The 20739-nt window shown below is 69.8% G+C and carries 13 protein-coding genes; 9 read left to right on the forward strand and 4 right to left on the reverse strand.

Features of this window, described 5'->3' with window-relative positions; translation table 11 throughout:
* The first annotated feature begins 59 nt into the window (after positions 1-59).
* From kamA to IFSED24_RS12040, 7 genes are all read left to right on the forward strand, one after another.
* The gene (gene kamA, locus IFSED24_RS12010) at positions 60-1376 is read left to right on the forward strand and encodes a lysine 2,3-aminomutase (protein ID WP_491331705.1); all 1317 of its coding nucleotides are present in this window, start codon (positions 60-62) and stop codon (positions 1374-1376) included.
* On the forward strand, positions 1373-2824 hold the full coding sequence (locus IFSED24_RS12015; RefSeq protein ID WP_491331706.1) for a sodium:solute symporter family protein: 1452 nt from the start codon (positions 1373-1375) through the stop codon (positions 2822-2824). The genes kamA and IFSED24_RS12015 overlap by 4 nt, the downstream gene beginning before the upstream one ends.
* A 2-nt stretch (positions 2825-2826) precedes the next feature.
* A complete protein-coding gene (ablB, locus tag IFSED24_RS12020; protein ID WP_491331707.1) occupies positions 2827-3666 on the forward strand; it encodes a putative beta-lysine N-acetyltransferase in 840 nt (279 codons plus the stop codon).
* A 182-nt stretch (positions 3667-3848) separates the two neighbouring features.
* Positions 3849-4550 (forward strand): hypothetical protein, encoded by a 702-nt coding sequence (locus tag IFSED24_RS12025; protein ID WP_491331708.1) that lies wholly within the window; start codon positions 3849-3851, stop codon positions 4548-4550.
* Between the two features lie 5 nt (positions 4551-4555).
* Positions 4556-5743: a hypothetical protein gene (locus IFSED24_RS12030; RefSeq protein WP_491331709.1), complete on the forward strand. Its 1188-nt coding sequence runs from the start codon at positions 4556-4558 to the stop codon at positions 5741-5743.
* Between the two features lie 58 nt (positions 5744-5801).
* Positions 5802-7160 carry a DUF3943 domain-containing protein gene (locus tag IFSED24_RS12035; RefSeq protein ID WP_491335054.1) on the forward strand — a complete coding sequence of 453 codons (1359 nt, stop codon included), beginning with the start codon at positions 5802-5804 and terminating at the stop codon, positions 7158-7160.
* A gap of 34 nt (positions 7161-7194) precedes the next feature.
* Positions 7195-7764 (forward strand): HdeD family acid-resistance protein, encoded by a 570-nt coding sequence (locus IFSED24_RS12040; protein ID WP_491331710.1) that lies wholly within the window; start codon positions 7195-7197, stop codon positions 7762-7764.
* Here IFSED24_RS12040 and IFSED24_RS12045 read toward each other — a convergent pair whose 3' ends face one another.
* Both IFSED24_RS12045 and IFSED24_RS12050 read right to left on the reverse strand, forming a co-directional pair.
* Positions 7765-9135: a sigma-54-dependent transcriptional regulator gene (locus IFSED24_RS12045; protein ID WP_491331711.1), complete on the reverse strand. Its 1371-nt coding sequence runs from the start codon at positions 9133-9135 to the stop codon at positions 7765-7767.
* Positions 9125-11560: an FG-GAP-like repeat-containing protein gene (locus tag IFSED24_RS12050; protein ID WP_491331712.1), complete on the reverse strand. Its 2436-nt coding sequence runs from the start codon at positions 11558-11560 to the stop codon at positions 9125-9127. Before IFSED24_RS12050 ends, IFSED24_RS12045 begins: the two co-directional genes overlap by 11 nt.
* A 271-nt stretch (positions 11561-11831) precedes the next feature.
* Here IFSED24_RS12050 and IFSED24_RS12055 point away from each other — a divergent pair, with 271 nt between their 5' ends.
* Positions 11832-13244: a hypothetical protein gene (locus IFSED24_RS12055; RefSeq protein ID WP_491331713.1), complete on the forward strand. Its 1413-nt coding sequence runs from the start codon at positions 11832-11834 to the stop codon at positions 13242-13244.
* A 52-nt stretch (positions 13245-13296) separates the two neighbouring features.
* Here IFSED24_RS12055 and IFSED24_RS12060 read toward each other — a convergent pair whose 3' ends face one another.
* A complete protein-coding gene (locus tag IFSED24_RS12060) occupies positions 13297-15996 on the reverse strand; it encodes a protein kinase domain-containing protein (protein WP_491331714.1) in 2700 nt (899 codons plus the stop codon).
* A 176-nt stretch (positions 15997-16172) separates the two neighbouring features.
* Here IFSED24_RS12060 and IFSED24_RS12065 point away from each other — a divergent pair, with 176 nt between their 5' ends.
* On the forward strand, positions 16173-18797 hold the full coding sequence (locus IFSED24_RS12065; protein WP_491331715.1) for a SpoIIE family protein phosphatase: 2625 nt from the start codon (positions 16173-16175) through the stop codon (positions 18795-18797).
* Positions 18798-18864: 67 nt separating this feature from the next.
* Here IFSED24_RS12065 and IFSED24_RS12070 read toward each other — a convergent pair whose 3' ends face one another.
* On the reverse strand, positions 18865-20454 hold the full coding sequence (locus tag IFSED24_RS12070) for a FlgD immunoglobulin-like domain containing protein (protein WP_491331716.1): 1590 nt from the start codon (positions 20452-20454) through the stop codon (positions 18865-18867).
* Positions 20455-20739 lie beyond the last annotated feature (285 nt).

Below are 20739 nucleotides of genomic sequence, written 5' to 3' on the forward strand. Positions count from 1 at the left end.
GCTTCACGAATGATTTCTGTCATATTCTTTCCTGTACGAATTAATTCGGGAGGATACCATTGTCGACCCTGAGCACCCGTCAGCTCGAGCTGGCCAGCATGATCAGCGAGGACGCCGCCGCCAAGCAGTGGCGCGACTGGCGCTGGCAGATGCGCCACTGCGTGCGCGATATCAAGAACTTCGAACGCCTCCTCGGCGTCGATTTCACGGGCAAGGAGCGCCAGGACCTGGAGATGACCGTGGCCAAGTTCCCGCTGGCGGTCACCCCCTACTACCTGTCGCTCATCGACCGCGACGACTGGCGCAACGACCCGGTCTACCGCCAGAGCTTCCCCACGTCGGCCGAGCTCATCATCCAGCAGAACGACATGATCGACCCCTTGGCCGAGGACGCCGACAGCCCCGCCCCCAACATCACCCACCGCTACCCCGACCGGGTCCTCTTCTACGTCAGCGGCGTCTGCGCCATGTACTGCCGCCACTGCACGCGCAAGCGCAAGGTGGGCGACCGCGACACGATCCCCGACAAGAAGACGCTGCTCGAGGGTATCGACTACATCCGCCGCACGCCCCAGGTGCGCGACGTGCTCATCTCCGGCGGCGACCCCTTCCTGCTCGACGACGAGAAGCTCGACTGGCTGCTCGGCGAGCTGAACGCCATCGACCACGTCGAGGTGGTGCGCATCGGCACCCGTACCCCCGTGGTCCTGCCCTACCGCATCACCGACGATCTCTGCCGCGTGCTCAAGCAGCACCAGCCGGTCTGGCTCAACACCCACTTCAACCATCCCCGCGAGATCACCGCCTCGGCGCGCGAGGCCCTGGCCCGCCTCGCCGACGCCGGCATCCCGCTGGGCAACCAGTCGGTCCTGCTGGCGGGTGTCAACGACTGCCCCCGCATCATGAAGGCCCTGGTGCACAAGCTGGTGCAGAACCGGGTGCGCCCCTACTACATCTACCAGTGCGACCTCTCCGAGGGCCTGTCCCACTTCCGCACGCCCATCGGCAAGGGCATCGAGATCATGGAGAGCCTCATCGGCCACACCAGCGGCTTCGCGGTGCCCCAGTACGTCATCGACGCGCCGGGCGGCGGGGGCAAGATCCGCGTGGCGCCCAACTACATCCTGAGCTGGTCCACCAACAAGGTGGTGCTGCGCAACTACGAGGGCGTCATCACCACCTACGCCGAACCCGACTCCTACGAGTCGAACTTCTGCGACCGCAAGTGCGACCGCTGCGACCTCCAGCTCAACCTGGACGACGCACCCGAGGACAAGGCCGTGGGCATCGCCCAGCTCCTGCACGACGACGAGAAGGCCATCGCGCTCACCCCGATGGGCAACGACCGTGCCGAACGGCGCGACGATGGCGCATGAGCCTCGTCGACTATCTCATCTTCGGCTTCTACATGGCCGGCGTCATGGCCATGGGCGTCTACCACTATCTCCGTAACCGCGACCACGAGGACTACTACGTCGGCGGCCGCACCATGGGCGCCGGCCACATCGGCCTGTCCATCGTGGCCACCGACGTGGGCGGCGGCTTCTCCATCGGCCTGGGCGGCCTGGGTTTCGTCATGGGCCTGTCGGGCAGCTGGCTGCTGTTCACCGGCCTGGTGGGCGCGTGGCTCGCGGCGGTGTTCATCATCCCGCGCATCAAGGCGCTGGACACGCGGCTCGGTTTGCTCACCTACCCCGACGTCCTGCGTCACCGCTACGGCGAGGGCGTGGCCCTGGCCGCCGCGCTGGTGTCGGGCCTCGGCTACCTGGGCTTCACCGCGGGACAGGTGCTCGCCGGCGCCAAGCTGGCCTCGGCCACCATCCTCACCCGGGCGCCCTGGGGCCTGGATCCGCTGCAGTTCTCGCTGCTGATCATCGCCGTGGTCACCGTGGTCTACACCGTGCTCGGCGGCCTCAAGGCCGTGATCTACACCGACACCGTGCAGTGGGCGGTGCTGCTGGTGGGGCTCTTCGCGGTGGCGGTCCCGGTGGTGGTCTGGAGCGAACTGGGCGGCCTCGCCGAGCTGCACCGGGTCCTGCCGCCCGAGTTCTTCTCGCTCACCAACGTGGCCCCCATCCAGCTGGTGAACTGGGCGGTGACCATCATCCCCATCTGGGTCATCGGCATGACCCTCTACCAGCGCCTCTTCGCCTGCCGCGACGCGGCCACCGCCCGCCGCGCCTGGTACCTGGCCGGCCTGCTCGAGTACCCGGTGATGGCGTTCCTGGGCGTGTTCCTGGGCATGTGCGCCCGCGTGCTCTTCCCCGATGTCGAGCCCGAGATGGGCCTGCCGCTGTTGATCAGCCAGGCGTTGCCCGTGGGCGTGGCCGGCCTGCTGGCCGCCGCCTACTTCTCGGCCATCATGTCCACCGCCGACAGCTGCCTGATGGCCTCGTCGGGCAACCTGGTGGGCGACGTGCTGCAACGCCGCTTCGGCCGCCACTGGAGCTCCCAGCGCTCGCTGCGCGTGAGCCAGGTCGTGACGCTGGCCGTGGGCGCCGCGGCGCTGCTGCTGGCCTCGCGCGCCACCCGCGTGCTCGACGTCATCCTGCTCACCTACTCGTTCATGGTGTCGGGACTGCTGGCGCCCACCCTGGGCGCGCTCTTCTGGCGCCGGGCCAGCGCCGCCGGCGCGGGCGCCGCCATCGTCGCCGGCGGCGGCCTCACGCTGCTGCTGGAGAGCGAGCTCCTGACGCTGCCCTCAGCCCTGGCGTCCATCGGCCTGGCACCCACGGCCTACGGCCTGGCGCTCAGCGCCGCCGTCTTCGTCGCCGTCTCGCTCTGGCGCCCCGACGCGACGCCCCGTTCCCTGGAGGATTCCTGACCATGTACGACCGTATCGACCGCCTGAACCACACGCTCTTCCAGCACGGCCCCTACAACGACCGCGTCTACGTCATGTCCACCCGGCGTGACGACCTTTCCGAGGTCCTGCCCTATCTCGAGAACCTGGCCAGCAAGCGCCGCTACGGCAAGGTCATCGCCAAGTGCCCGGCCGACTGCGCCCCTGATTTCGAAGCCTGGGGCGCCCGCCGCGAGGGCCAGATCCCCGACTACTACGAGCCGGGCCTGGCCGCCTGCTTCATGGCCCGCTATTTCGATCCCGCCCGCGCCGATGAGCCGCGCCCCGACGACGTGGCCCGGAACCTGAACATCGCGCAGGAGAAGGCCGACGAGGATCCCTCCGCCCACGGCCAGGGCTGGGACCCGGAGGTGCAGGAAGTCGCCCCCGAGGAGGCCCCCGCGGCGTGCCACGTCTACCAGCAGGTCTTCCCCACCTACCCCTTCCCCATCTACGACCCCGCCTATCTGGTGCAGGCCATGCAGAACGACGTGGTCTACTTCAAGCTCACCCGCAAGGAGCGGATCGGCGCGCTGGCCTCGGCCGAGATGGACCCGGACAACGGGGCCGTGGAGATGACCGATTTCGCCACCCTGCCCGAACTGCGCGGCCAGGGCGCGGCGCAGAGCCTGCTCCTGACCATGGAGGAGGCCATGCGCGAGCGCGGCGTGCGGACCGCGTTCACCATCGCCCGCGCCTACAGCACCGGCATGAACGTGACCTTCGCCAAGTGCGGCTACACGTTCGGGGGCACGCTCACCCGCAACACCAACATCGCGGGGCGGGTCGAGAGCATGAACATCTGGTCGCGGCAGCTGGACTGAGGCGCCCGCGGCGGCCCCGGCCAGGCGCAGAGCGAATATCCACCTTTTTGGTGTCACCATCCGAGGGATGCCGCTATACTGCGTCCTGTTCCTCGTCATGAGTCCGGGTGCCGGGGCACCGTCGCACCAGACCGGTCCGCTGCCCAGCACACAGACCGCAGGTTTCCCGAGATGAGAGCACGATGATGGCCACCGCCCAGCACCGCCCCCGACAGATTCCTGACTGGCTTTCCGGCCGGCCGCGCCTGGCGGTGATCCTGGGCCTGGTATTGGTCCTCGGCCTGGCCGGCAGCCGGGATGCCCAGGCCCTGAAGCCGCACGTCCGCGACGGCGTCCTGTTCGGCGTGGCCGTGGGCGTCAGCCCGGGCAAGGTGTCGCTGTTCCCCAACGATGAGGACCTGGCGGTCTCGACGGCCTGGAAGGCGGGCGTGACCCCGCAGCTCCGCCTGGGTTACGCGCTGGTCAAGAACCGCCTGGTGGTCTCCGTGATGAACCAGCAGTGGCTCTACGAGCAGGGGATCCTCGCCGAGGACAAGCTGCGCATCAATGTCCAGAACCTGTCGCTGGCCCTGGACTACTATCCCGGCAACCCCTACAGCATGGCCGGCGGGCTCTCGCTGCAGGCCGGCATGGGCGTGGCCAACGGCCGGCTCACGCTCCTCGAGCCCGTGGAGAACGACCCCCACGGCAACAAGTTCGAGGAGATCTTCAAGCGAGACGAGAGCGGCACGTCGTACCACCTCGGCCTCAGCTACGAGTTCCGCCTCATCGACAGCATCGCGGCGGGACTGTCGGTTGCCTACGTCTACCAGACCATCGGCAGCGAAATCTTCGACGACGCCTCGTCCGTGCCCATGAACCTCACACTGAACTGGTACTGGTGATGACCGTGAGCACGCCCATCCCGAGAATCCTGCGGACCCGGATCGCCCCGGGCCTCGCCGCCTGCGCCTGGCTGTGCCTGCTGCTCGCCGGCGGGCCGGCGGCCGCGGCCGAGCCCGCCCACCAGACGGCGAACTTCACCCTCTACTACCCGGTGGGCACCAACCAGGATCCGGACATCTCCACCAGCTTCCGGCTCTCCCTGATCTACGGGCGGGTTGGCGCGGTGCGGGGCCTGGACCTCAACACCGGCGTGTCCGTGGTCCAGCGCGATGTCCGCGGCCTCCAGGGCACGCTGCTCTACTCGCAGGTCGGCGGCACCTTCGGCGGCGTGGCCCTGACCGGCCTGGTGAACAACTTCCAGGGCGACATGACGGGCCTGCAGATCGCCGGACTGGTCAACGTCGACCGTGGCCGGATGACCGGCGTGCAGTACGCGCCGCTGTTCAACTTCACGGCCGGCGGCCTCGCGGGCGCCCAGATCTCCACGGTCTTCAACAGCAACCAGGGCGACGGCAGCTTCCTCCAGCTGGCGGGCGTGGCCAACATCAACGAGGGTGACTTCCGCGGTCTGCAGCTCGGCGGCGTGAACTTCGCCACCGCCAGGATCTCGGGTTGCCAGCTGGGTCTGGCCAACACCGCCCGCACCACCAGCGGCGTCCAGGCGGGACTGCTCAACCTGGCCGGCGAGGCCCACGGCATCCAGCTCGGCGCGCTGAACATCGCCCACCGCAACGAGGGCACGCCGGTCGGCCTGATCAACATCGACGAGACCGCCGGCGGGGTCGACTGGATCACGGCCGGCAGCAACCTGGCGGCCGTCTCCACCGGCGTGCGCACCACGGTCAACCGCTGGTACTCGGTGCTCTCGGCCGGCTACGGCGACCTGCAGGGCGACGTGGAGAAGAGCGCGCTGATCGCCTGGAACTACGGCTACGCCTTCCCGATCGGCCGCGCCTGGGATCTGGGCGTCGACCTCGGATTCGTGCACATCATCCCCGAGAACCAGGACGATCCGGAGCTGAACGACGCGCTGCACTTCGCGGTGCAGCTGCGCGCCCTGGCCGAGGTCCGCCTCGGCCGCCAGGTGGCGCTGTTCGCCGGCGGCGGCGTCAGCAGCGTCTACTCCGAGTACTCGTCCAGTGCCAAACAGGAAACGGAGCCCCACGTTGTCTTGGGCGTCTCACTCTTCTAGGCCGCCGCGGCTGCGGCTCGGCGACGCGATATCGGCCGGCGCGAAGGTCGCGCTGGTGATGCTCCTGCTGGGATCGGCACTCGCCTCCACGGCCAGGGCGTCGTTCATGTTCGCCCCGGCCGATGCCGACACGCTCCCGACGTTCGAGGTGAAGAAGAACGGCTGGCTCGCCGCCGGCGAGACCGTGGGCCTGAACCTGCTGATCTGGTCCTATGACCGCTACATCCGCGAGGGCGGCACCAACCCGGGCTTCCGCATCGGCTTCAACTCCTGGGAAGAGAACTTCAAGAACGGCTACGAGTGGGACGACAACAACTTCGCCACCAACCAGTTCGCCCACCCCTACCATGGCAGCCTCTACTTCAACGCGGCGCGCTCCAACGGCTTCGACTACTGGGGCTCGCTGCCCTTCGCCTTCGGCGGCAGCTTCATGTGGGAATACGTGATGGAGAACCATCACCCGTCGTACAACGACTGGATCGCCACGAGCATCGGCGGCGCCGCCCTCGGCGAGTCGCTCCACCGGCTCTCGGCCATGGTCGTCGACAACACCGCCACCGGCAGCGGCCGCGTGTGGCGCGAGATCGGCGGCTTCCTCGTGAACCCCATGGGCGGCCTGAACCGCATCATCCACGGCGACGCCTCCAAGGTGCAGGCCAACCCGAGCGACCGCTTCCCGAGCGATTTCCGCTCGAACTTCGAGGTCGGCCTGCGCACCATCGGCGAGAACCGCGTCTGGGAATCGGACACCACGCGGGTCTACCTGCGCGCCTCCTTCGACTACGGCGACCCCTTCGCCGGCGATATCGAGAAACCGTTCGACACCTTCGACTTCGACATCCAGCTCAACTTCGGCGACGCCACCGGCATCGGCCACGCCCGGGCCAACGGTCTGCTCTTCGCCGCGCCGCTGGCCGAATCGGAGCGCTCGCAGCACCTGCTCGGGGCCTATCAGCACTACGAGTACGTCAACAACAACGCCTACGAGCTGGGCGGCCAGAGCCTCAGCGGCAGCTACCTCTCCCGGATCGAGATCAACACCGCGACCCTGCTCACCCAGTTCCACGCCGACGGCGTGATCATGGGCGCCACCAAGTCCGACTACGGCGACTTCACCGGCCGCTCCTACAGCTACGGCCCCGGCCTGGGCTTCCGCTTCGCCACCACCCTCCTGCGCAGCGGCCGGCCGTTCTTCACGCTGGGGCACGACAGCCACTGGCTCTTCGTGGTCAACGGCGACGACGCCGACCACTACCTCACCTACACCTACGCGCGCCTCGACCTGCCCATACAGAACGTCTTCGGCGTGGGCGTGGAGTACAACCTCTACCACGCCGAGCGGCGCTATCACGACTTCCCCGACGTGATCCAGCGCAGCCCGGAGGTCAAGGTCTTCATGAACTGGCTGGCCTACTGACAGACCGGCCATGTCCTCGCCCGGAGGCCCGCTCATGTCCACGGAACAGTCCCCCGAACGACAGGCCCTCACCAACCTTTGGTGGCTGGTCCTGCTCCGCGGTCTCGTGCTCCTGGCGCTGGGGATCGTGTTCCTCGCCAAACCGGTGGTGCCGCTGACCCTGGCGATCCTGGTCATGGGCGCGTACTGGTTCATCGACGGCATCCTCACCGTCTCCCGCTACATCCGCGCCCGCCAGATCGTCCGCTACTGGGGCTTCGGCGTGTTCATCGGCGCCATCGGGATCATCGCCGGCCTGGTGGTGTTCTCGCGCCCGGTGGCCAGCGCGCTGTTGACCACCACGTTCCTGGTCTACTTCCTGGCCTTCGCCGCGCTGATCTCGGGTGTCACCAGCTTGACCACGGGGATCCGCACGCGGCAGGAGTCGGCCAACGCGTGGACCCTGATCATCGGCGGGTCGGTGTCGGTGGTCTTCGGTCTGCTGCTGATCTCCTCGCCGCTCTACTCGATCCTGCTGCTGGTGAAGGGGCTCGGGGTGATCGCGCTGATCGTGGGGCTGGTGCATCTGGGGTATGCGTGGCGGGTGCGGAGCGCGACACGGTAATCACTCCTCCTCCCCCACCCCCAGCTCCCGGCACAACCGGCTGAACGCCTGCCGCGATAGTCCGCTCGCCTCGGCCGCCCGCGAGATGTTCCCCTCGTTTCGTTCGAGCTGGCTCACCACGTATGGTAGCTGGAACGCCCGCACCGCGCGCTCCTTGGCCTCCTTGTACGGCTCGGGCACCGGCGTCTGTCCGGGCCAGCCGCCGATCACGTCGCCCAGTCCGCACCGCTCGCCGCCGCACCGGATCACCGCGCGTTCCACCACGTTGCGCAGCTCGCGCGCGTTGCCCGGCCAGTCCTGCTGCCGGAGCCAGGCGGCGGCCTCGTCGGTGAAGCCGAGGACCTGCCGACCGCACTCGCCCGCCAGCCGCGCGAGCATGGCCTCGGCCAGCGGCAGGATGTCGCCGCGGCGGTCGGCTAGCGGCGGCAGGTGCAGGCGCAGGACGGCGAGGCGGAAGTAGAGGTCCTCGCGGAAGCGGCCGCGGGCCACGTCGGCCTCCAGGTCGCGGCGGGTGGCGGCGATCAGGCGGACGTCGGCCGGCTGCTCGTGGTCGGCGCCCACCGGGCGGTAGGTGCGCTCCTCGATGACGCGCAGGAGCTTCTGCTGGAGGTCGGGCGAGGCGTCGCCGATCTCGTCGAGGAAGAGGGTGCCGCCGCGGGCGGTGGCGATGAGGCCATCGCGCAGGTTGGTGGCGCCGGTGAACGAGCCGCGGAGGTGGCCGAAGAGCTCGGACTCGATGAGGTCGGGAGCGCCGGCGGCGCAGTTCATGACCACGAACGGGCGGGCGGCCCGCGCGCTCAGGCGGTGGATCTCCTTGGCGGCCAGCTCCTTGCCCGCGCCGGTGGGGCCGGTGATCAGGACGGTGGCCGATGTTGGCGCCACGCGGCCGATCTCCGCGAGGACCGCGCGGCTCGCCGGGTCGGCGGCCACGTAATCGCTGCGGTGGCGGTCGGCCTCGTGCTGCAGCGCGCGCAGGCGGCGGCGCAGGTCGCTCTCCTGGAGGCAGCGCGCGAGCAGGTTGAGCAGCTCGTCGGGGTCGGGGTCCTTCTGGAGATAGTGGAACGCGCCCGACTTCACCGACCGCACCACCGCCTCCATGTCGTCGCGGCCCGAGAGCATGATCACCGGCGAGGTGTCGCGCAGGTCGCCGAGCGACTCGAGGACCGCGAAGCCGTTGGGCCGGCCCCGACCGAAGTCGAGATCCAGCAGCACCGCGTCGGGCCGTTCGGACGCCACCGTGGCCCGCACCGCGGCGGGGTCGTGGACCGCGAGGGTGCGGTAGTGGGGCTCGAGGATGGCGATCACGTCGTCGGTGAAGAGGTCGTCGTCGTCGGCCACGAGGATCAGCGGGCGATCGGCGTCAGCGGTCATGGGGTTCTCCCGAGGGATGGTCGGTGCGGGCCAGGGGCGCGGCGAGGCGGACGCGGGTGCCGTCGTCGGGCGTGCTGGCCACCACCTGGAGGCTGCCGCCGTAGCGCTCGAGCAGCGTGTGCGAGTGGAGCCAGCCCAGGCCGCCGCCGCGCTTGCTGGTGACGCGTTCGCGGCCCAGGCGCGCGACCAGCTCGGCGGGCATGCCGCCGCCGGTGTCGGCGATCTCGCACCAGCCGACCTCGCCGTCGCGGCCCGCGGTCACGGTGAGGGTGCGCTCGGGGCGGCCGGCCATGGCCGCGACCGCGTTGCCCACCAGGTTGTCGAGGACGAACTCGAGGTCGTCGCCGTGGAGGCGCAGGCGGGGGGCGGCGGCGGTGTCCAGGGCGACGGTGACGCCCGCGAGGTCGTCGGCGCGCAGTTCCAGGACGTGCGCCAGGGCGTCGGCGAGGTCGGTGTGGAAGTCGGCCTCCAGATCGTGGCGCAGGGTCTGGAACGCCGCCTCGCCGCGCCGCCAGGCGGACTCGAGGACGGGCTGCTCGACGGCCACGGCATCGGGCGCGAAGCCGGCGGCGGCCAGGCGCGCGGACGCGTCCCGGAAGGCGGCGAACTCGGCGCGGGCGGTGGCCAGGAGCGCAGGCGGGGCGCCGGCGGCGGCGCAGCGGTCGAGGATCTCCGCCAGGCGCGGCCAGCAGGTGCGCTCGAAGTCGCGGACGCGGCGGGCGAGGCGGTCGGGGTCGGCCAGGTGATCGCGGGCGCGCAGGCGCACCAGGCGGATCAGGCTGGCGGCGATCTTCAGCGCGCCGATGGTGCCGTGGCTCTCGGCGGCGAGGTCGTCGAGCAGGCGGAGCTCGAGGTCGCGCTGGGGCTGGAGGCCGGCGGGAGGACCGCCGCGGCGCGTGCGACGTCGCCGGTAGCCCAGGGCCAGGCCGCCGAACAGGATCACGGCCGCGGCGCCGCCGGCGGCCACGAGGCCGTCGCGGGGCTGGTCGCCGGGCGCAAGGACGACCGCGCTTCGCTGCAGTTCCTCGCGGCCGAGCAGGAGGAGGTGGCAGCGGCCGGCCAGGTCCAGGGTGACGACCTGGCTGATCGCCATTCCCTGCACGTCCCGGGGCAGGACGGCGAGCGGTCGGGACAGGTCGCCCGGCAGGAGCCAGTAATCGCCGTCGGGTATGCGGACGAGGACCTGGGGTTCGCCGAGGCCGATGGCGTCGAGGCAGGCGATGACGTCGAGCTCGCGATCGCTGCGCACGTGGCGGCGTTCGTGGAGTCCGCCGTCGCCATAGGCGAGCCGGACGAGGTCGTTGGCCGCGGTGTTCAGCACGATGTCGGTGGTGGTTTCGGTGGACAGCAACGCGAAGCGTTTGATCCGCGGACCGGGGTGGTACGACGCCAGGGTGGAGCCGTCGCCGGCGTCCCAGATCTCGATCCGGCTGTCCAGATTCCGCTCGCTGCCGTGGACCACCAGCAGATCGAGGAGGCCGTCACGGTCGAGGTCCACCACGCGGGGCATGGCCCCGCTGGGATGCGGTCCCAGGATTCGCGACCAGCGCAGCGTGCCGTCGGCGGCGAGGCAGAAGACCACGGCGTGGTCGTCGCCCAGGCCGTTGGCCTCGGCGGCGTCGATGTTGCCGGTGCCGCTGGTGCCGTAGACCACCTCGACCCAGCCGTCGCCGTCGAGGTCGGCCAGGACCACCGAGATGTGCGACGGCTTGGGCCCGGCCTCGAAGCGCCAGAGCACCCCGCCCGTCTCGGCATCCACCGCCCAGACGCCGCGGGGCCAGGCGTCGTAGCCGGCGGTGACCGAGATCAGGAACGCGGGGCGCACCCCGTCGTCGGTGGGCACGTCGAGGAGGCCCTGGACCGCGAAGTTGCCGTCCCATTGGCCGTCGGCGTAGCGGTCGGGACCGGCGGGCAGGTCGAACGAGCGGACCACCTGCCAGGCGCGGGGATCGAGGATCCAGACGCGCCAGTGGCTCCGGTCGGCGGCCGGGCCGGAGAACGGGATCTCGGGCAGGCCGTCGCCGTCGAGGTCGAGCGGCGCGTGGATGGCCAGGCAGCCGTCGTAGCCGTAGCCCGGGTCGGCGGGCATGGCCTCGGCGGTGGTCATCCGGTCGTCGCGGTTGGTTTTCAGGCGAAGGCGGTCATCCGTGGCGTAGAGAAGGTCCTGGTCGCCATCGCCGTCGATGTCGAGCACCCGCAGGTTGGGCAGTCCCGTATGGCCGAGGATGCGGCCTCCGGGGATTTGCCGGGTGGGGGCGGCGAAGACGTAGGGCGAGTGTTCCGAGGGCAGCGGCAGCTCGGGGATCTCCGCGGATTCGCGGCAGCCGGGGGCCGCAGCGGTCAGGAGGCAGAGGAGGACCAGGGCCACGGTGGTGCGCGGGCCGTGATGCGGGGTGGGCCTGGTGCTGATGCGGAACGGGACCATGGTGGTCGGATTCTAGCATGGGTTGGGTGGGGAGTGAACCCGGAGGGTGCCTAATTCACATGGCGAATCCTTCGCAGGGATCGTCACGTTTTTAAATATGATCCTGGTGTGATCATAGTGTGGACGATTGAATCTTCTCTGCTCCGAACATTGGCTGCTTCTCATTTCGTGTCTTTTCAACGCATTCACTAACGTCCACTGGAGTGGCCGATCGTCATGCGACGACCCCCCTCGCTCCGCACCACCGGACACCTTCGAATTGGAGATGCCCATGTTGAAAGTCATTCTGTACTCGATCCTGATCGGATTAATTCTGGCCGCAAGCGGCTGCAGCCGCGACAACCCTGCCGACACCATGGATGCCACCGCTCCGGACGTCACGCTCGATTCGCCGGACGCTGATCCCATGGCCCTCGAACTCGCCCAGGCAGCGGGCTGGGAACTCGACTCCACGGTGGAATTGCCCACCCTCACGGACAAGCGCTCACATTGCCTGCTCGACTTCCACCGCGATGATCTGGGTAACGGCCTTGCCCACTATTCCTTCGAGGTGAGTACCGGTCCGGGTGAATTCGACCGCATCGGCCTGCACCGCGTGGTGCGTGAGAGCCGACCCGGCTGTCCGATCCGCGCTCGCACGTCCATCTTCCTGCAGCACGGCGACATCAAGGACTTCGTCGGCATGTTCCTGCCCGGACTCAATTCGCCGCGACAGCCCGACGACGTGGGCTTCGCCATTCATGTGGCCCAGGCCGACGTGGACGTCTGGGGGATCGATCAAGCCTGGGCGCTCGTGCCGCCGGAGGTGACCGACCACGGTTTCATGGCCGACTGGGACATGAACCATGCCGTGGACGACCTCGATCTCGGCATCGCCGTGGCCCGCGCCATTCGCCTGTACACGGGTAACGGCCTGCGCAAGATGCAATTGCTGGGCTACAGCAGCGGTTCGGCCACGGGCTTCGTGTACCTGCAGCGCGACGCACAACGACCACGAGGTCGTCGTCAGGTGAATGCCTTCATCGCGGCGGATTACGGACTGGTCACCGATGATCCGCTCCTGCAGACAGCCCTCTGCCAGGACGTGCAAGACGTCAGCGCCGATATCGCGGACGGCAACTACGCGCTCTACAGTCCGTTCCCGTTCTTCGGACCGCCGGCACTCGACTATCCCGACGGCCCGTCGGAACTGATTCCGGGCTTCACCAACCTGCAGGCGGCGCTGGCCGCTGGCGCCTATCCGGGATACGACATCGAAGGATTCAGCTACCATTTCGTGGCCGGGACTTTCGACGCCGACGGTGTCCCCACGGGCCTTCAGTACACCAACGTCGATAACTGGATCGACTTCATGGTGTACGCGCCACCCTACGAGGCCAACGCGTTCATCCTGGACTATGCAACGATCGGCTGCACACCGGAGGCGACGACCCTGGACGATCACCTGGGCGACGTCACCGTGCCGTTGCTCTGGATCGAACCTGCGGGGGGGGCCGCGATCTACGGCCGTTACACGCTGGACGTCATCGGCAGCACGGATGTCACCGAGCTGGCGATCAGTTTCTATCCTCCGGAGGAGCAGGCGCTCGACTTCGCGCACATCGACATCTTCCTCGCCGATGATGCGCCGGCGCTGGTCTGGGATCCGACGCGGGACTGGATCCTGGAGCATGGCTGGCGGTAGCGAACGTATCATTTGATGATCGCGGGGCCCTGGTGAGACGGGGCCCCGCCCCCTACTGCACCAGCCCCCGCCGCCAATCGGTCACCAGGTGCAGGTACGAAACCTCCGTCCGGAACGCCGGATCGGTGCTCGTCTGCAGGATCCGCTGGCCGTCGGGGTGCAGGTCGTAGTAGCAGCCGGAGGCGTCGGGCGAGGTGACGGTCAGCGGGCGGCGGAAGGCGCCGGAACGGAAGGTCTGGCCGCTGCCGTCCACCTCGTAGACCCGCAGGTCGCCGCTGAACCGGCTGACCCAGATCTCGGTGCCGTCGCGGTTCCACTTGGGATAGACGGCGCCGTCGTTGGTGATCTGCCACTTGCGCGCGCCGCCGTCGGCGGGCATGACGAAGATGTCCCAGCCCGCCGAGGTCTGGGTGTGGTAGGCGATCCAGCGGCCGTCGGGCGAGTACTGGCCGCCGCCGAGGTGGCCGTCGGCCGCGCTGGCGACGGTGACGGGCTCGCCGTCGCCGCCGTCGAGGACGAGCCTCCGCATCTCGAACTTGCCGTCCTCGCGCTCGACGTCCACCAGCAGGACGCGGTCGTCGGGTCCGGTGGAGGACGGGCCGATCTCGCGGGCGGCCTCCATGATGATGGCCGCGCCGCCCTGGCCCTCCACGGGCTGCTGGACGATGCGGTAGACGCCGTCCTGCCGCGACTCGTAGAAGACGAACTGGCTGTCGCGCGACCAGCACGGGCGGATCTCGTCGCCGGCCGCGAAGGTGAAGCGCGTGCGCAGCCCGGTCTCCAGGTCCACGAGCCAGAGGTCGGTGCCCTCGTTGGAGGCGTTGCGCACCTCCACCACGGCGCGGGTCCCGTCGGGGCTGATGATGGGGTGGTAGACCTGGCCCGGCTCGCCCAGCGCCACCATGCCGCCGTTCTCGAGGTCGGTCCAGTTCAGCATCTGGCCGGCCTCGGCCGAGGCGCCGGTCTGGAAGACCAGCATGCCCGAGGCCGACGGGCTGAACACGGCCACCGCGGCGCCGGGCAGGATGAGGACGTTCTCCACCAGCGGCGTGCCGCCCTCGGTGACGCGCTCCTGCTCCAGTCCGAAGGGCGTGGCCATGAGCACGCCCTCGCGCACCGTGAGGAGGTGGCCCTCGGAGTAGTCGACATTGGCCTGGGACTCGGAGATCAGGCGCGGCGTCTGGGTGGTGTCCAGCGACGCCAGGTAGACGCCGTTGTTCTGGCCGGTGGCGGTGGGCCGGGCGATGAAGAGGAACTGCCGGCCGTCGGGCAGGAAGCGCGGATGGCGGTGGCTGTCGTGCTCGCCGCCGACGGTGGTGATGGGCACGGGGTCGCCGCCGATGGCGGGGACCACGTGGATCATGGTGTCGTAGTCCGGGGCGAAGATGATGTCGCCGTCCTGGTTCCAGGAGCCGCCCTTGCCGTTGGGCGCGGGACAGAGGGTCACCGGCGGGCCGCCGGCCACGGCCACCTTGCGCAGCTTCTCCCCCTGCATGTCGAAGAAGCCGATGAAGCGGCTGTCGGGCGACCAGAACGGGTAGGCGGCGCTCTCGGTCCCGGACATGCTCACCGACTCGCCCTGGTCCAGGTGGCGCAAGTAGAGCTGGGTCCCGCCGTCCTCGTCGACCGCGGTGAACGCCAGCATGGTGCCGTCGGGCGAGAGCACCGAGGGACCGGGCGCGGTGCCGCGCAGGTCGTAATCGGTCTCGCGCGGCGGGGGCACCATGGTGTGCAGGACGGGCGCGGGGTCGCTGCCGGCGAGCACCCGCCAGCCGAGCAGCGAGCCCGCCGCCAGGCAGACCAGCCCGATCAGCGCCATGAGCAGCACCGGGGGCCGCGACGGCGCCGGCGCGGCGGCCGCCGCCCCCAGATCCAGCGCGGAGAAGCTGAGGCCCGACACGCTGGCGCCGCCGTCCTGCAGGAAGATGCGCGCCTCACCGATGTCGCGCAGGCGCTGGCGCGGGTTGCGCTCGAGGCAGCGCCGGATCAGGTGGCAGAGCGCCGGGGATTCGTCCACGGGCAGCGTGTCCCAGTCGGGCTCGGCGCGCAGCACGGCCGCCAGGGTGTCGCTCACGGTCTCGCCGTGGAAGAGCCGCTCGCCGGTGAGCATCTCGAAGAGGATGACGCCGAACGCCCAGATGTCGGCGCGGCGGTCGACGCTGCTGCCGCGGGCCTGCTCGGGGCTCATGTAGGCCGCGGTGCCCAGGATGGCGCCGGCCTGGGTCATGGCGGCGGTGATGGTGGGGGCGGCCGAGGAATCGCTGCCGGTGCCGCTGTCGCCGAACCAGGCCTGGGCCAGGCCGAAGTCGAGGATCTTCACCTCACCCTCGGCGGTCTCCATGATGTTGGCGGGCTTGAGGTCGCGGTGGACGATGCCGCTCTCGTGCGCCGCCTCGAGCCCCGCCGCGATCTGGCGCGCGATCACCAGCGCCTCCTCCACGGGGATCGGCCCCTTCTTCATGCGCTCGCTGAGCTCGGCGCCCGACACCAGCTCCATGACCAGGAAGCGGACGCCGTCGGCCTCCTCGAACCCGTAGACCGAGGCCACGTTGGGGTGCTGCAAGCTGGCCAGGGCGCGCGCCTCGCGCTGGAAACGGGCCTCGCGCTCGGGGTCGCCGCTCAGCTCGACGGGCAGGACCTTGATGGCCACGTCGCGGCCCAGCTTGGTGTCGCGGGCGCAGAACACCTCGCCCATGCCGCCCTTGCCCAGGCTCGACTTGATCTCGTAGTGGAGGAGGGACTTGCCGATCATGAATGGTCCTCGGGTTCGGGATAGGAACGGCCGCCAGCGGCAAATATCGATATAGGATAACTGGAATCGTGTTTTCCGCATGCCGGAACCGGACGCAACGATTCGGTTCTCAGGCGCGTACGGACCCGGTAAGCTCGGCCCGAGCCCGACACTCCGAATCCGGCCGGAGAGATCGCATGTGCCCGCCCCACCGCGAACAGCGGCTCCTCCTCGCCCTGGCCATCCTGCTGGCGGCCGTGACCCTCGCCTACAGCATCCTCTGGATGGCCGCCGTCCGCTGGCAGCAGGAGAGCCTGATCGGCTTCGACGACTTCACGTTCCGGGTGGACGAGAACGCGCTGGAGCTGAACGCCCTCACCGAGGACGGTCCCGCGGCCCGCGCCGGGCTCCAGCCCGGGGACCGCATCCTCGCCGTGGACGGCCACCCGTTCACCACCTGGGAGGTGCTCCACGACCGGATCAGCAGCCGGCCGCCGGGCACGGTGGTGCACCTCACGATCCAGCGGCCGGACCGGGCCCAGCCCGAGGACCACGCCGTCACGCTGGAACCATGGCCGACCGGGGAGCGTCCGACCGCCCAGCGGATCGCCAACGAGCTGATCGACGCCTTCCCCCTGCCCTTCCTGCTGGTCGGGTTCACGGTGCTCTTCCTGCGCCGGAACGACCGCCACGCCTGGATCCTCGCCCTGCTGTTCACCAGCATCATCGCCAGCGCTCCTCTCGTGGAATTGCTGGGCGGCGTGCCCCCGTGGGCGCGCGCCTTCGGTCTCGCCTTCCGCCACCTGTTCGGATCCGTCAGCGGGTCGCTCTTCTACATGTTCCTGGCCGTGTTCCCGGTCCGTTCACCGCTGGACCGGCGCCTGCCCTGGCTGAAGTGGGCCCTGCTCTCGTTCCAGAGCGCCCTGGGCCTGATCGTGGCCGTGCCGCTCCTGTTGACCGGCGATTCCCGACCGCTCTACCTGATCGGCCATTACCTCGACCATAACTTGCCCTGGCTCGGCCCCATGTTCACCACCATCGCCCTCGCCTCCTTCGTGCTGGGCATCGTGTCGCTGGTGCTCAACACGGTCCGGGCCCCCACGGCCGAGGTCCGGCGCCGCACCCGCGTGATCGTGTGGGGCCTCGGGCTCGGACCGCTGCCATTCCTGGTGGTGCAGGTGGTCGGCATGTTCCAGGGTGTCGGCTTCGCCCAGTTCCCCTTCTGGATCTGGGCGCCGTCGGTGATCTTCGTCCTGCTGATGCCCATCTCGGTGGCCTACGCCGTGCTCAAGCACCGGGTCCTCGAGATCCCCGTGCTGCTGCGGCGCAGTGCGCGCTACTTCCTGGTGCAGCGGGGGTTCCTGGCGCTGATCACCGTGGCCGGCGTGGCGATCGTGGTGGTGGCGGCCACCCAGCTCTCGCGCGCCCTCGGCGCCACGGCCGGTCCGGCGGAAGCCCCGCACGTGACGGTGGCGCTGGCGGCCGCGCTCAGCGGCATCCTGGTGGTCTGGCTGCTGAGCCGGGTCCACGCCCGGGTCGCCTCGCGCATCGACCGCGCCTTCTTCCGCAGCGCCTACGACGCGCGGCTGATCCTCGAGGACCTCATCGACCGCAGCCGCCGGGCCCGCGACCGCGACGAGCTGTGCGCGCTCTTGCGGGAGCACCTGAGCGAGGCGCTGCAACCCACCTCGCTGGCGGTCTACCTGCGCACCGGCGAGCAGCTCGTCCTGTGCGTCGACCAGGGCGGAGCCTCGCGGGCCGGCGCCCCGGCCACCCTGGCCGCCGACGACCCCCTGGTCACCGCCCTCGCCCGCCACGCCCGCCCCTGGGACACGGCCGACGGCTCGGTGACCGCGCTGGCCGCCGCGGCCGCGGCGGCGCGCGAGGCCATGGAGTGCCTGGTGCCGATCCTCGACCGCGACGGCGTGATCCTCGGCCTGCTGGCCCTGGGCCCGCGCCGCAGCGAGGAGCCCTACTCGGGCGAGGACCTGCGCCTGCTGGCGGGCATCGCCGGCCAGGTCGGCCTGACATTGGAGAGCGTGGTCATGGCCGAGGACATCGCGCGCCGCATCGAGGCCGACCGCCGCGTCGCCCGCGAGATGGAGATCGCCCGGCAGGTCCAGGTGAACCTGCTGCCCAGCCAGGCGCCGACCAGCGCCACCCTCGAACTCGCCGCCCACTGCGTGCAGGCGCGCGCCGTGGGCGGCGACTTCTACGACTACCTGCCCCTGGGCGACGGCCGCCTGGGCCTGGTGCTGGCCGACATCTCGGGCAAGGGCATGTCGGCGGCGTTGCTCATGTCGAGCCTGCTGGCCACCCTGCGCAGCCACGCCGGCGAGCTGGCCCTGGACCCGGTGCGGGTGCTCCAGGACATCAACCTCCGCCTGCTCGAGTCCACCCGGTCCGACCAGTTCGCCACCGTCTTCTTCGGCGACCACGACGACGCCACCGGCCGCCTGCGCTACGTCAACTGCGGCCACAACCCGCCGCTGGTCCTGCGCCACGACGGCCGCCTCGAGGAACTCGAGGCCACCGCCACGGTGCTCGGCGCCTTCCCCGTCTGGCCCTGCGAGGCCGCCGTCACGACGCTGACTGCAGGCGACCTCCTGGTGGTCTACAGCGACGGCGTGACCGAGGCCGGCGCCGAGGGCGGCGAGCTGTTCGGCGAGGAGCGGCTGGGCGCGGTGATCCGGGAACACCGGGACGCGCCGCTGCCGGACGTGCTGCAGGCGATCCTGACGGCGGTGGCGGAGCACGGCGGCGGGGCGGAGGACGATCTGACGTTGTTGCTGGGGCGGGTGCGGGAAAACGCCGCCGGCTGAGCGCGAAAGCAAGGCGGCCCCGGGGCGAACCCGGGGCCGCTGTCGCGTCTCGATCTGCGGGCCGGAACTACCGCACCAGCGTCATCTTCGCCGTGCGCACCCGCGCGTCGGTCTCCATGGCGACCACGTAGTTGCCCGAGGGCACGTCGCGGCCGCCGGTGTCCTTGCCGTTCCAGAGCACCGACTGCTCCCCGCCCGCGAACACGCCGTCGCAGAGCACGGCGACGCGCTTGCCGGCCAGGTCGAAGACCGAGAGCTTCACGTGCTGGGTGCGGTCCAGCGTGAAGGCGACCTTGGTCATGGGGTTGAACGGGTTGGGGTGGGCGCCTGCGAGGCCGGTCACCAGGACGTCGTTGTCCGGAGTCTGGTCGTCGTCCTCCACCGGGACCACGGCCGGGATGTACATGATGTAGTAGTCGCCGCCGTTGCCCATGACGTTGGCGTGGACCTGCTTGCCGCAGGCCACGAGCTCGAGGCCGCCGTCGGGGGTGACGTAGCCGTCCACGGCGTAGATGGAGCCGCGGGTGTCGAGCGAGGCCACGGGACGGATGTTGCCGAACTCGAGGACCATGATCTCGGGCATGTTGCCGGCGGCGTCGCCCCAGTTGCCGAGGACGACCAGGTCGGAGTCGTCGCCGAAGAAGATGGAGCGGACGCCTTCCTGGACCTCGCCGTCGCTCACGGGGCCCTCGAAGAGGACGCCGTCGTGGTCGTCGGCCATGGCGTTGACCATGTAGACGTAGGTGCGGTTCCAGGAGCCGGTGTTGATGCCGCAGACGATGTCGCCGTTGGAGTTGACCTTGGCGAACGAGGCGTAGGCGCTGGGCACGCGGCGGTTGCTCCAGCGGAACTCGTAGTGGTCCTCCACGCGCTCGAAGACCTCCATGCTGGTCCAGCCGGCGACGAGCCAGTGCCCGTCGGGCGAGATGGCCACGACGTCGCACGAGGCGCCGGCCGAGGCGTTGTGGAGCGCGTTGCCGGTGGCGGTCTCGATGACGTGCAGCATGTTGCCGCGCGAGGCGACCAGACTGCCGTCGGGCGTGATGTCGAGGATGCGCGCCCAGCCGCCGCTGGGCAGCTCGTAGGTGGAGAGGATCTCGCCGGTGAAGCCATTGAAGCAAAGGAGCTCGCCGCTGGCCGACTTGTTCACGCCCACCACGAGGACGCTGCCGTCGGGGGTCTGGGCGATGCAGGCGGGGTTGCAGTCGGGCAGGTCGAGGGTCCAGGCCCAGGTCTCGCCGTCGCCGTTGCCGCAGACGGTGGCGCCGTTGATGGCGTCGTTGGCGAGGACGGCGCCGCCGTGGCTGACGTGGGCGAAGTTGGCGCGCGAGGTCTCGAAGGCCCAGGCGAGCGAGCCGTCCATGTGGAGGTTCTCGACCACGGCCGGGTAGTTGGCGCTGCCGTTCTGGGTACCGGCGTAGTAGCCGTCGGGACCGATGCCGCAGCTATCGTAGATCAGGACATTGATGCTGCGCTGGCCGACGAGGTAGTCGTCGTCGCGCAGGGGCAGGGGTCCGGCCTGCGTCACGTCGTCGGTCTTCTGGATGGTGGCGGTGACGCCGGTGGGCGTGGTCTCCATCACGGTGCGCTGGAGCTGGGCACTGGCGGTGGTGGCGACCAGGAGGATGAGGAGGAGGCAGGTCAGTAGCTTGTTCATAGTCGACTCCACGGTGTTGAGGCGAGCGACGCACCGGCTGCCGGGGACCGGGTGGGGTCCGGGGCAGGTGGGGGTCGGGGGGCCAGCTGCCAGGGGGCCTCGGCGGTTTGACGGGGCGCCGGGGCCGGTGGGGGGCGCAGGTGTGGAGTCGGCCTGGGGCTGGGTGGTTCGGGGGGGAGTTTACAGGAGGTGGGGGGTGGGATTCAATGATGAATGGTACCGCCTGTTCAATTGCTGCAGTTGTGAACCGCCCCGGGTATTTCGGAGACAGTTTCATGTGGGTTC

Source organism: Candidatus Latescibacter sp. IFSED24 (assembly GCF_058273205.1).